Origin of the sequence: Billgrantia bachuensis (assembly GCF_011742165.1) — a bacterium.
Taxonomy (GTDB): Bacteria; Pseudomonadota; Gammaproteobacteria; order Pseudomonadales; family Halomonadaceae; genus Halomonas; species Halomonas bachuensis.
In genome coordinates this window covers 1-13388 of the sequence record NZ_JAAQTO010000016.1, presented here as the reverse complement: position 1 = coordinate 13388, position 13388 = coordinate 1, and the positions used below count along the sequence as shown (strand labels likewise).

Annotated in this window: 8 protein-coding genes; all 8 read left to right on the top strand. The window is 65.2% G+C overall.

Features of this window, described 5'->3' with window-relative positions; genetic code table 11:
* Positions 1 to 53 precede the first annotated feature (53 nt).
* Positions 54 to 2165, top strand: coding sequence for a type IV pilus secretin PilQ (locus tag HBJ55_RS06660; RefSeq protein ID WP_167112334.1), 2112 nt, complete (start codon positions 54 to 56; stop codon positions 2163 to 2165).
* The gene (aroK, locus tag HBJ55_RS06655; protein ID WP_167112332.1) at positions 2165 to 2707 is read left to right on the top strand and encodes a shikimate kinase AroK; all 543 of its coding nucleotides are present in this window, start codon (positions 2165 to 2167) and stop codon (positions 2705 to 2707) included. The genes HBJ55_RS06660 and aroK overlap by 1 nt, the downstream gene beginning before the upstream one ends.
* Positions 2708 to 2710: 3 nt before the next feature.
* On the top strand, positions 2711 to 3823 hold the full coding sequence (aroB, locus tag HBJ55_RS06650; protein WP_167112330.1) for a 3-dehydroquinate synthase: 1113 nt from the start codon (positions 2711 to 2713) through the stop codon (positions 3821 to 3823).
* A gap of 474 nt (positions 3824 to 4297) precedes the next feature.
* Positions 4298 to 8749, top strand: a complete 4452-nt coding sequence (gene gltB / locus HBJ55_RS06645) for a glutamate synthase large subunit (RefSeq protein WP_167112328.1) — start codon at positions 4298 to 4300, stop codon at positions 8747 to 8749.
* Between the two features lie 23 nt (positions 8750 to 8772).
* Positions 8773 to 10194, top strand: a complete 1422-nt coding sequence (locus tag HBJ55_RS06640; RefSeq protein ID WP_167112326.1) for an FAD-dependent oxidoreductase — start codon at positions 8773 to 8775, stop codon at positions 10192 to 10194.
* A 121-nt stretch (positions 10195 to 10315) separates the two neighbouring features.
* Positions 10316 to 10870 carry a cupin domain-containing protein gene (locus HBJ55_RS06635; protein WP_206022292.1) on the top strand — a complete coding sequence of 185 codons (555 nt, stop codon included), beginning with the start codon at positions 10316 to 10318 and terminating at the stop codon, positions 10868 to 10870.
* Positions 10871 to 10983: 113 nt separating this feature from the next.
* Complete coding sequence (pyrG, locus tag HBJ55_RS06630) at positions 10984 to 12639, top strand: CTP synthase (protein ID WP_167112324.1); 1656 nt, start codon at positions 10984 to 10986, stop codon at positions 12637 to 12639.
* A 5-nt stretch (positions 12640 to 12644) separates the two neighbouring features.
* On the top strand, positions 12645 to 13388 hold a 744-nt coding region (gene kdsA, locus HBJ55_RS06625), incomplete at its 3' end, for a 3-deoxy-8-phosphooctulonate synthase (RefSeq protein WP_167112321.1).

Genomic DNA, 13388 nt, shown 5'->3' with positions numbered 1-13388 from the left:
CATTGCGTCAGCTTGTGGCAGGGCACTGGCAACAGGCAGGAGTAGGGGCAACGATGAAACAAGTGATTCGCACATTGACGGTACTCTGCCTGGCTTTGGCGGCAATGCCTGCCCTGGCGGTGACCACGCTGACCGATCTGGACTTCCGCCAGGGCGAGCGCGGTGAGCTGCTGGTCGACCTGACCTTCAGCGGGGGCGTGCCGGAAGTCCGCGGCTATCGGCTCGACGAGCCGGCGCGGCTGACCATTGACTTGGTGGACACGGCCAATGCGCTGGAGCATCGCCGCATCGACCTGGGTGTCGGTGGGGTCGAGCAGGTCACGGCGCTGGAGGCCGGATCGCGCACGCGCCTGGTCTTCAACATGGAAGGCCCGTTGCCCTATGACACGGTGCAGCAGGGCGACCGTCTGAGGCTGGCCATTGGCGGCAGTGGGGCCGCCTCGGTCGCGAGCACCGAGCCGGCGACTCCTGGCCGGCCTGCAGCGACGGCGAGCGCCGAGCCGACCATCAGTGATATCGACTTCCGTCGCGGCGAGGAGGGGGCGGGCCGTCTGGTCGTCACCTTCGACCGTGCCGGCGTCGATACCAGGGTGCGAGAATCGGGCCGCAATCGCATCGTGGCCGAGCTCATTGGGGTTGAACTGCCGCAAGCGCACAATCAAGTACTCGACGTGAGCGACTTCGGCACCCCGTTGCGACGTATTACGCCGCGTGCCGGTCGCGACGGGGTCACCCTGGAGATCGAAGGCAGCGACGAGTTCGCCATGCTTTCGACCCAGAGCGGGCGGCAGCTCATCATCGAAGCCCAGCCCGTCACTCAGCAGGAGCGCGAGCAGCGCGTGCGCCAGCAGTTTCCCTACACCGGGGAGCGCATCACGCTCAACTTCCAGGACATCGAAGTACGCTCGGTTCTGTCGATTATCGCCGACTTCACCGGCCTCAATCTGGTGGCCAGCGACAGCGTAACCGGCCAGGTGACGCTCAACCTGCAGGACGTACCCTGGGATCAAGCTCTCGACCTGGTGCTCAAGAGCCATGGCCTGGCCAGTCGCCAGGAGGGCAACGTGATCGTGGTGGCGCCGGCCAGCGAGCTGGCCAATATAGAGCGCCAGGAGCTCGAGGCACGAGCCCAGGCCGAGACGCTGGCGCCGCTGGTGTCGGAGTACGTTCAGGTCAAGTACGCCCGGGCCGAAGACCTGGCTCAGTTGCTGCGCGGCGGCGAAGGCTTCGGCCTGCTCTCGGAGCGTGGCCGGGTGGCGGTGGATGCGCGCACCAACATGCTGCTGATCCAGGATACCGCCGAACAGATTCAGGAGATCATCGCCACGCTCGGCCAGCTCGACGTGGCCGTGCGTCAGGTACAGATAGAGGCACGTATCGTCATCGCACGGGACGGCGTGACCCAGGAGCTCGGCGTCAATTGGGGGGCATCCGGTGGCGGTAGCCGGTTCAACCTGGGTGGCGCCTCCACCGGTACCCCGATTGCCGGCTACGGCGACGGCCTCACCGGCCAGCGCGACGGTCGTGGGCAGTTCACCGGCGAGTTCGACGACCCCACGGGCAGCCGCTTCCAACGCGGCGGGCTGGCAGTCGACCTGGGCAGTGCCAACCCCATGACCAGTTTCAGCTTCGGTTACCTCTCGGGCGATATCCTGCTCGACCTGGAGCTGCGCGCACTGGAGAGCGAGAACAAGAGCCAGACCATCTCGCAACCGCGGGTGATCACCGCCAACCAGCGCAAGGCGACCATCATCCAGGGTGAGGAGCGTGCCTTTCAATCCATCGGCGAGGGCAATGTGCCGCAGACCGAGTTCAAGGAGGCCGAGCTGTCGCTGGAGGTGACCCCGCAGATTACTCCCGACAATCGCATCATCATGGACCTGGTGATCAAGAACGACAGTTTCCGCGAGGCCGCGGCGGGGCAGGCGCCGCCGATCGACACCAACCGTATCGAGACCCAGGTGCTGGTCAACAACGGCGAGACGGTGGTGCTGGGCGGCATCCTGACCACCGAACAACTGAGCCGTCTGGCCAAGACGCCGTTCTTCGGTGACCTGCCTGTGCTGGGTAGGCTTTTCCGGTACAATGAGTCGAGCAACCAGAAAGTGGAGCTGTTGGTATTCATCACTCCACGGATACTCGAGGACGGCCTGGCGATTCGCTGATGCAGGATTTGCCCAATCTGATATTGGTCGGCCCCATGGGGGCCGGCAAGAGCACCATCGGCCGCCTTCTGGCGGCCGAGCTTTCACGTGATTTCCTCGACAGCGACCACGAAATCCAGGCGCGCTGTGGTGCCGATATTCCCTGGATCTTCGACGTCGAGGGCGAAGAGGGCTTTCGTCTGCGCGAAGTGCAGATGATCGAGGATCTGACCGCACGCGAGGGCGTGGTTCTCGCCACCGGTGGCGGAGCGGTGCTGCGCGAGCAGAATCGTCGACGCCTGCGTGAAAGGGGGAGCGTGATCTACCTGTTCACCACCGTCGAGCAGCAGCTCAAGCGTGTCGCCAAGGATCGAAATCGCCCCCTGCTGCAGCGCCCCGATCGCGAGCAGGTCCTGCGCGAGATGTTCGAGTTGCGCGACCCTCTTTATCGCGCCACGGCCGATATCGTGGTACGCACCGACCGGCGCAGCCCGCGGGCGGTGGTCAATGAGATCGTGCGTCGCGTGCAGCGGCTGGTCGATCCCCTACAAGCCAAGGCCTGAACCATGTCAAAGAGTGAACCCTCCTCGAGCCGGCGCAGCCTGCAGGTGGCGCTCGACGAGCGCAGCTACCCCATCCATATCGGCCCTCGGTTGCTTGGCGACCCCGCCTGGCTCACGCCCTACCTGGCCGGACAGCAGGTCATGGTCGTCACCAACGAGACGGTGGCGCCTCACTACCTGGCGCGGCTGCGCGAGGGGCTCCCCGCGGAGTTGACGGTGCGCGAGCTGATTCTGCCCGACGGTGAGTCGACCAAGACGTTCGCCAGCGTGACCCGTATCTGGGATGCCCTGCTCGAGGCCGGTTTCAACCGCCGTTGTACGCTGATTGCCCTGGGTGGCGGCGTGATCGGCGACATGGTCGGCTTCGCCGCCGCCTGCTACCAGCGCGGCGTGGCCTTCATCCAGGTGCCGACGACGCTGCTGTCACAGGTGGGCTCCTCAGTAGGTGGGAAAACCGGCGTCAACCATCCGCGGGGCAAGAACATGATCGGTGCCTTCTGGCAGCCGCGCGCGGTACTGATCGATACCGACACCCTGCTGACGCTGCCGGAGCGGGAACTCTCGGCGGGCTTGGCCGAGGTGATCAAGTACGGACTGATCCGCGATGCCGAGTTCCTGGCCTGGCTCGAAGGTGAAATGTCGGCGCTGAGGGCGCTGGAGCCGCAGGCGCTGGCGTGGGCCATCGAGCGCAGCTGTCGGCTCAAGGCCGACATCGTCGCCGAGGACGAGACCGAGCAGGGCGTGCGTGCCCTGCTCAACCTTGGGCACACCTTCGGTCATGCCATCGAAGCGCACCAGGGTTACGGCAACTGGCTGCATGGCGAGGCGGTAGGGGCGGGCATGCTGATGGCCGCTGAGCTGTCACAGCGTCTCGGCTGGCTGTCCCGAGCCGATGTCGAGCGTACCGCGGCAATTATCGCGGCGGCCGGCTTGCCGCTGACGGCTCCCGCCGACATGACGGTTGAGGATTTTCTCGACCGGATGCGCCTGGACAAGAAGAACGTCGACGCGCGCCTGCGTCTCGTCCTGCTCGAGGCGCTGGGCCGGGGCGTGATTCACGACGAGACGCCCCAGCCGGTGCTGGAGGAGTTGCTGGCGACTTTTCCGCGGCGCTGATTACGCGCCACGCTCCCGCTGCCACGCCCCGCTGCTTGGCACGACACCCGATGCAGGCCGCACGAAGCGTTTCGTGCGGCCTTTCTTCGTTATGCCTCCGGCTGCCGTCGCCTGTTGCTGCATGCAGCATCAAATTCGCATGCCTCATGCAGTATCGGTATGGGGAAAAAGAGCATAACTAGACTAAAGTCTTATTCTTCTTTTTGAGCTTCGGAAACTCGCCTGCGTGTGGCGCAAGTCCTTGAGCTGGTGGTTTTTTTTGCTTTGTCTTGTCCAGCAAGTTGCGGATTTGCCGGGAGTTTTGCGGGATTTGATGAGGTGGGAAGATTGCGCGGCAGGGTAGGAAGTGTCTATGCTGGGCGTCCTTTTTCCCGTGACGTCAGCAGGCTGCCCTTGGCAGCTTAAATAAAAGAAAACCGGTAAAAATACATAAAAGCTGACGTGTAGTCAATAGCCATTCTCTGAGGCACGCCCATGAACCAAGGCCTTCATCATCCAGGCGAGTTCCGTGACAACTGTGGATTCGGCCTGATCGCGCACATGGAGGGGCAGGCCAGCCACGACCTGCTGCGTACCGCCATCGAATCGCTCACCTGCATGACCCATCGCGGCGGTATCGCCGCCGATGGCAAGACCGGTGACGGCTGCGGTCTGCTGCTCAAGATGCCCGAAGGGTTCATGCGTGAAATCGCCGCCGAGGCGCTTGGCGTCGAGCTGGGCGAGCAGTTCGCCGTGGGCGCAGTGTTCCTGCCCGACGACGATGCCAAGGAGGCGCGGGCGCGCGGTATTCTCGAAGGCGAGCTGCGTGCCTGCGGCCTGGTGATCCGCGGCTGGCGCGACGTGCCGGTGGACCCCTCCTACTGCGGCCCCATTGCGCGTGCCTGCCTGCCGCGCATACGTCACTTGTTCGTCGAGCCGGGCAAGCTCGGCGATGCCGCACGCTTCGACGTCGATCTGTTCATGGCGCGCCGTCGCGCCGAGCAGATGCTGCGCGACGAGGAGGACTTCTACGTCTGCTCGCTGTCGTCGCAGGTACTGTCGTACAAAGGCCTGGTGATGCCGGTCGATCTGCCCACCTTCTACCAGGACCTGGGTGACGAGCGACTGCAGACGGCGATCTGCGTGTTCCATCAGCGCTTCTCGACCAACACCGCGCCGCGCTGGCCGCTGGCCCAGCCTTTCCGCCTGCTGGCCCACAACGGCGAGATCAACACCATCGAGGCCAACCGCAGCTGGGCGAACTCGCGCAAGGAGAATTTCGTCAACGAGCGGCTGCCCGACATTGCCGAGCTCGACGAGATCGTCAATACCGTGGGCTCCGACTCATCGAGCATGGACAACATGCTCGAGGTGCTGCTGATGGGCGGCATGGAGCTGCACCGTGCGGTGCGCATGATGGTGCCGCCGGCGTGGCAGAACGTCGAGACCATGAGCGGCGAGCTGCGCGCCTTCTATGAATACAACTCCATGCACATGGAGCCGTGGGACGGCCCGGCCGGCGTGGTCATGACAGACGGCCGCCAGGCGATCTGCATGCTAGACCGCAACGGCCTGCGTCCGGCGCGCTGGGTGATCACCAAGAACGGCTACATCACCCTGGCCTCGGAGATCGGCACCTACGATTACAAGCCCGAGGACGTGGTGGCCAAGGGTCGCGTCGGCCCCGGCCAGATCCTGGCCGTGGATACTCATACCGGTGAGGTGCTGCACACCCGGGACATCGACGAGCGTCTGCAGTCCGCTTATCCCTACAAGCGCTGGCTGAAGGAGGAGGCGCACTATCTGGAGTCGGCGCTGACCGAACTTGCCAGCTTCCAGAACATGGATTCCGACGCGGTCAAGACCTGGCAGAAGATGTTCCAGGTCAGCTTCGAGGAGCGCGACCAGGTGCTGCGTCCGCTGGCCGAGAGCGGCCAGGAGGCGGTGGGCTCGATGGGCGACGACACGCCCATGGCGGTACTGTCGCGCAAGCAGCGACTGCTGACCGATTATTTCCGTCAGAAATTCGCCCAGGTCACCAATCCGCCCATCGATCCGCTGCGCGAAGCGATCGTGATGTCGCTGGAGACCTGTATCGGTGCCGAGCTCAACGTGTTCAAGGCCACGCCCGAGCATGCCCATCGCATCATCCTGACCACGCCGGTGCTGTCGCCGCGCAAGTTCACCGCGCTGCTCGAGCAGGACGACCCGACCTTTTCCCATCATCGGCTGAGTCTGGGCTACGACCCGGAGCAGATGGGGCTCAAGGCGGCGCTTGTCGAGCTGTGCCGTCAGGCCGAGGCCGCGGTGCACGACGGCAAGGTGATCCTGGTGCTGTCGGACGCCAACCTGGAGCAGGGGCAACTGCCGATCCACGCCGCCCTGGCGGTGGGAGCCGTGCATCATCACCTGGGCAAGCTGGCGCTGCGCCCGCGTGCCAACATCGTGGTCGAGACAGGCTATGCGCGCGACGCGCACCAGATGGCGGTGCTGTTCGGTGTCGGCGCCACTGCGGTGTTCCCATGGCTGGCCTATCAGGTCATGGCCGACATGCATCGCACCGGCGAGCTCACCGGCAACCCGGCGGACGCCCGCGAGAATTACCGCAAGGGCATGCAGAAGGGGCTCTACAAGATCCTCTCGAAAATGGGCATTTCGACGCTGGCCTCGTATCGTGGCTCGCAGCTGTTCGAGGCGGTAGGGCTCTCCTCCGAGGTGATCGAGTTGTGCTTTTCCGGCATGGCGTCGCGCATCGAGGGCACCGGGTTCAGTGAGCTGCAGCTGCAGCAGGAGCTGCTGGCCCGCGAGGCGTGGACGCCGCGCAAGGGTATCAATCAGGGCGGGCTGCTCAAGTACGTGCACGATCACGAGTACCACGCCTACAACCCGGATGTGGTCAAGTCGCTGCAGGAAGCCGTGCAGGAGGGCGACTACCGCAAGTGGAAGAAGTTTGCCCAACTGGTCAACGAGCGTCCCGCCGCGACTATCCGTGACCTGCTGGGGCTCAAGCCCGCCGAGACGGCCTTGCCGATGGAAGAGGTGGAGTCCATCGACGATCTGCTCCCGCGCTTCGACAGTGCCGGGATGTCGCTCGGTGCGCTGTCGCCGGAGGCTCACGAGGCGCTGGCCCAGGCCATGAACGAGGCCGGCGGTCGTTCCAACTCCGGCGAAGGCGGCGAGGATCCATCGCGCTACGGCACCATCCGCAGCTCAAAGATCAAGCAGATCGCCTCGGGCCGCTTCGGCGTCACTCCGGCCTACCTGGTCAACGCCGAAGTGTTGCAGATCAAGGTGGCCCAGGGCGCCAAGCCTGGCGAGGGCGGCCAGCTGCCCGGCGGCAAGGTCAACGATCTGATCGCCAGGCTGCGCTACTCGGTGCCCGGCGTGACATTGATCTCGCCGCCGCCGCACCACGACATCTACTCCATCGAGGATCTGGCGCAGCTGATCTTCGACCTCAAGCAGGTCAACCCGGAGGCGCAGGTGTCGGTCAAGCTGGTCTCCGAGCCCGGCATCGGCACCATCGCCACCGGCGTGGCCAAGGCTTACGCCGACCTGATCACCGTGTCCGGCTACGATGGCGGCACCGCGGCCAGCCCGCTGACCTCGATCAAGCACGCCGGCAGCCCCTGGGAGCTGGGCCTGCCCGAGGTGCACCAGGCGCTGCGCATCAACGGCCTGCGCGACAAGATCCGCCTGCAGACCGACGGTGGCCTGAAGACCGGTCTCGACGTGGTCAAGGCCGCGATTCTCGGTGCCGAGAGCTTCGGCTTCGGTACCGCGCCGATGGTGGCGCTGGGCTGCAAGTACCTGCGCATCTGCCACCTGAACAACTGCGCCACCGGCGTGGCCACTCAGCATCAGTACCTGCGCGACGAGCATTTCCGCGGCACCGTGGACATGGTCAAGAATTACTTCCGCTTCATCGCCGAAGAGGTGCGCGAGCTGCTGGCGATGCTGGGCGTGCGCAAGTTGACCGACCTGATCGGCCGCACCGACCTGCTCGAAGTGCTGGAGGGCGACACCGCCTCCCAGCGCAGGCTCGACCTGACGCCGCTGCTGGCCAACGACTTCGTGCCGGCCGACGCGCCGCAGTTCTGCCAGGTGAGTCGCAACGTGCCCCACGACCCGGGCACCAAGAACCAGGAGGTGCTGGCGGCTATCGAACAGGCCATTGCCGACAAGAGCGGCGGCGAGTTCGAATTCACCATCACCAACTGCGACCGCTCGGTTCCTGCGCTCTCCTCGGGAGCGGTGGCCAAGCACTATGGCGAGGCCGGGCTCGAGGACGCCCCAATCACACTGCGCTTCACCGGTGTGGCCGGGCAGAGCTTCGGCGTGTGGAACGCCCGGGGGCTCAACCTCTATCTCGAGGGAGATGCCAACGACTACGTCGGCAAGGGCATGAACGGGGGTAAGGTGGTCATCGTACCGCCGCGCGGCAGCCGCTTCGAGAGCCACAAGACGGCGATCATCGGCAATACCTGCCTGTACGGGGCTACCGGCGGCAAGCTGTTCGCCGCCGGCACCGCCGGCGAACGCTTCGGTGTACGCAACTCCGGTGCCCATGCAGTGATCGAGGGGGCCGGCGACCACTGCGGCGAGTACATGACCGGCGGCATGCTCTGCGTGCTCGGCGAGACCGGCGTCAACTTCGGTGCCGGCATGACCGGTGGCTTCGCCTACGTACTCGACGAGGATCGCTCCTTCGTCGACCGCTACAACCATGAACTGGTGGAGATCCATCGGGTCAATACCGAGGCCATGGAGGCCTACCGGCGTCACCTGCGGGAGACCATCGAGGAGTTCGTGGCCGAGACCGGCTCCGCCCGGGGACGCGAGATTCTCGACGACTTCAGCGATTTCGCCCGCCATTTCTGGCTGGTCAAGCCCAAGGCGGCGAGCCTGAACAGCCTGCTCGACGAATCGCGCAGACGTCCCGAGTGAGCCGGATTCCAGGAGATACGAATATGGCCAACCGTTTGACCAGAAACGACTTCCAGTTCATCGACGTGGGGCGTCAGGATCCGCAGAAGAAGGATGCCCGCAAGCGTGCACGTGAGTTCGGCGAGATCTACGAGCCGTACAAGCCGCAGGAGGCGGCCAGCCAGTCGCACCGCTGCCTGCACTGCGGCAATCCGTACTGCGAGTGGAAGTGCCCGGTGCACAACTACATTCCCAACTGGCTGCAACTGGTCACCGAGGGCAATATCCTCGAGGCCGCCGAGCTGTCGCACAAGACCAACTCGCTGCCCGAGGTGTGCGGCCGCGTGTGCCCGCAGGACCGCCTGTGCGAAGGCGCCTGCACGCTCAACGACGGCTTCGGCGCGGTGACCATCGGCTCGGTGGAGAAGTACATCACCGACACGGCCTTCGCCATGGGCTGGCGCCCCGACATGTCCCAGGTCACCTGGACCGACAAGAAGGTCGCCGTCATCGGCGCCGGCCCTGCGGGTCTCGGCTGTGCCGATATCCTGGTGCGCAACGGCGTGCGGCCGGTGGTGTACGACAAGTACCCCGAGATCGGCGGCCTGCTCACCTTCGGCATACCCGAGTTCAAGCTCGACAAGACGGTGATGGAGCGTCGCCGCGCGGTGTTCGAGGAAATGGGCATCGAGTTCCGCCTCAACGTCGAGGTGGGCAAGGACATCGACTTCGACACCCTGCTCGAGGAGTACGACGCGGTATTCCTCGGCATGGGCACCTACAAGTACATGACCGGCGGCTTCCCCGGTGAGGACCTGCCCGGCGTGCACAAGGCGCTCGACTACCTGATCGCCAACGTCAACCATTGCCTGGGCTTCGAGAAGGATCCCGCCGACTACGTCTCGCTGGAAGGTCAGAAGGTGGTGGTGCTGGGCGGCGGCGATACCGCCATGGACTGCAACCGTACGGCGATTCGCCAGGGTGCTGCCACGGTGACCTGTGCCTATCGCCGGGACGAGGAGAACATGCCCGGCTCCAAGCGCGAGGTGGCCAACGCCCGCGAGGAGGGCGTCGAATTCCTGTTCAACCGCCAGCCGGTGGCGGTGGTCGGCGAAGGCAAGGTCGAGGGGGTGAAGGTCGTGCGCACGCGCATGGGCGAGCCCGACGAGAACGGGCGCCAGCGCCCCGAGGTGGTGCCGGGCTCAGAGGAAATACTGCCGGCCGACGCCGTGGTCATCGCCTTCGGCTTCCAGCCGAGCCCGGCGTCCTGGTTCGACCGGGTCGGTATCGAGCTCGATGAGCGCGGCCGCGTGCTGGCGCCGGAGAAGGGCACCTACCCCTTCCAGACCACCAACGAGAAGATCTTCGCCGGTGGCGACATGGTGCGCGGCTCCGACCTGGTGGTCACTGCCGTGTTCGAGGGCCGCGAAGCCGGCGAGGGAATCCTCGACTACCTCGGCGTGTAAGCGCTGCCAAGCAGTTAGCCGCTAACACGATTCGCCCCGGCCAAGTGCCGGGGCGTTTACGTCCTGCGGTTTCTTTTTCTAGACTCTTGGCAGGACCATTACAGACCAACGAGGAGCGATCATGGACGAGACGCGAATGGATCTGGGGCTTGCCGATGCGCAAGGCGAGCCGGTTGTCCCCGAGCGGCTGATCTTTGCCGATGACGGGCGCATTCCCAACAGCCGGCTGGCAACACTGGCCTTTCGCTCACGCGGCGTGAACCCGGTGCTCGACCGTGAAGCGATCGCCGCGCGCTTCGAGACGCTGTTCAGCGCCAACGACTGGCGACCGAGCTGGCGCGGCGGCGTCTACGACTACCACCACTATCACTCCATTGCCCACGAAGCGTTCGGTGTGCTTTCGGGCTGGGGCAAGCTGCGGCTGGGCGGCGAGCAGGGCGAGGACGTCGAGTTGCGCACCGGCGATGCCCTGGTGCTGCCGGCGGGCACCGGCCACTGCCACCTCGAGGCCAGCGACGACTTCCTGCTGCTGGCGGCCTACCCCGAGGATCAGCGCGAGCTCGACCTGCTGCGGGCCGACCCCGCCGAGCACGATGCGGCGGTGGCGCGCATCGCCCGGGTCACGCGGCCTACGCACGACCCGTTGGGCGGCGAGACGGCGCGCTGGTGGTCGTGAGTCCCGCTCCGCTGGCGTCAAAATTGAGCCATTGGTCGTAATCTGCTACGCTGTCGTCCCATCCTGGCGCGGCTTTCTGTCGTGCCTCATGATCACGTTTCGACAGGTTCTTCATGACACGATATATCTTCGTGACCGGCGGCGTTGTGTCCTCACTCGGCAAGGGCATCGCGTCGGCCTCGCTGGCGGCGATACTCGAGGCGCGCGGCCTCAAGGTCACCATGCTCAAGCTCGATCCCTACATCAACGTGGATCCGGGCACCATGAGCCCGTTCCAGCACGGCGAGGTGTTCGTCACCGAAGATGGCGCCGAGACCGATCTCGACCTGGGCCACTACGAGCGCTTCATTCGTACCAAGATGACCCAGGGCAACAACTTCACTACCGGCCGCGTCTACGAGCACGTGCTGCGTCGCGAGCGCCGCGGTGACTACCTGGGCGGCACGGTGCAGGTGATTCCGCACATCACCGACGAGATCAAGCGCCGGGTCTATGCCGGTGGCGAGGGCTTCGATGTGGCGCTGGTGGAAATCGGCGGCACCGTGGGCGACATCGAGTCGCTGCCGTTCCTCGAGTCGATCCGCCAGATCAGGAGCGAGCTCGGCGCCAGCCGCGCGCTCTTCATGCACCTGACCCTGGTGCCCTACATCAAGACCGCCGGCGAGACGAAGACCAAGCCGACCCAGCACAGCGTCAAGGAGCTGCGCTCGATCGGTATCCAGCCGGACATTCTGATCTGTCGCAGCGAAGTGGAGCTCGAGGAGACGGAGCGGCGCAAGATCGCCCTGTTCACCAACGTCGAGGAGCGCGCGGTCATCCCGCTGCAGGATGCCGACACCATTTATCGCATCCCGCTGATGCTGCACGAGCACGGCCTCGACGAGATCGTCTGCGACAAGCTGCGCCTCGAGGCCGAGCCGGCCGACCTGACCGAGTGGGTCCACGTACTCGACGCCAAGCTCAACCCGCTGAAGTCGATCAATATCGCCATGGTCGGCAAGTATATGGAGCTGCTCGACGCCTACAAGTCGCTCAACGAGGCATTGATCCACGCCGGCATCCAGACCCGGATCAAGGTCAACGTCGACTATATCGACTCCGAGGACATCGAACGCCACGGCACCGATCGCCTGGCCGGCAAGGACGCGATCCTGGTGCCGGGCGGCTTCGGCGAGCGCGGCGTGGAAGGCAAGATCGAGACGGCCCGCTATGCCCGCGAGAACGGCATTCCCTACCTCGGCATCTGCCTCGGCATGCAGGTGGCGGTGATCGAGTTCGCACGCCACGTGGCCGGCTGGGAGGATGCCAACTCCACCGAGTTCACCCACGACACCCAACATCCGGTAGTGGGCCTGATCACCGAATGGATCAACGCCGAGGGCAAGATCGAATTGCGCGACGAGGCCTCGGACCTGGGCGGCACCATGCGCCTGGGCGGCCAGGTCTGTCATCTCGAGCCCGGCACCAGGGCGCTCGAGGCCTACGGCAGCGACGAGATCGTCGAGCGCCACCGCCATCGCTTCGAGGTCAACAACCAGTTCGTCGAGGAGCTGGTGAAAGCCGGCCTGGTGGTTTCCGGCAAGAGCGTCGACAATTCCCTGGTGGAGATGGTCGAGCTGCCCGACCACCCCTGGTTCGTGGCCTGCCAGTTCCATCCCGAATTCACCTCCACGCCACGCGACGGGCACCCGCTGTTCACCGGTTTCGTCAACGCGGCGCTGGAGCACAAGGCGGCGCGCACCCGCGCCCACACCGCGCACCAGGAGTGACGACGATGTCCATACCTGAACGCGATATCTCTTTTGCCGGCCTCACCGCCGGCAATTCTTTGCCGCTGATGCTGCTCGGTGGCATGAACGTGCTGGAATCCCGCGAGCTGGCCCTCGAAGTGGCCGAGGCCTATGTCGACGTCACGCGCCGGCTCGGCATGCCCTACGTGTACAAGGCCAGCTTCGACAAGGCCAACCGCAGCTCGATCCACTCCTTCCGCGGCCCCGGCCTGGAGAAGGGGCTCGAGATACTGGCCGAGGTGAAGTCGCGATTCGGCGTTCCGGTCATCACCGACGTGCACGAGCCGTGGCAGGCCGAGCCCGTGGCCGAAGTGGCCGATATCATCCAGTTGCCGGCCTTCCTGGCGCGCCAGACCGATCTGGTGGTGGCCATGGCCCGCACCGGTGCGGTGATCAACATCAAGAAGCCGCAGTTTCTGGCGCCCCACGAGATGCGCCACATCATTCGCAAGTGCGAAGAGGCCGGTAACGATCGCGTACTGCTCTGCGAGCGCGGATCGAGCTTCGGATACAATAACCTGGTGGTCGACATGCTCGGCTTCGGTGACATGAAGCAGACCGGTTGCCCGGTCTTCTTCGATGTCACTCACTCCCTGCAGCGCCCTGGGGGGCGAGCCGACAGCGCCGGCGGTCGCCGCCAGCAGGTAGCCGAGCTGGCGCGTGCGGGTGTGGCCGTAGGGCTGGCCGGGCTGTTCCTCGAAGCCCATCCGGATCCCGACAACGCCCTG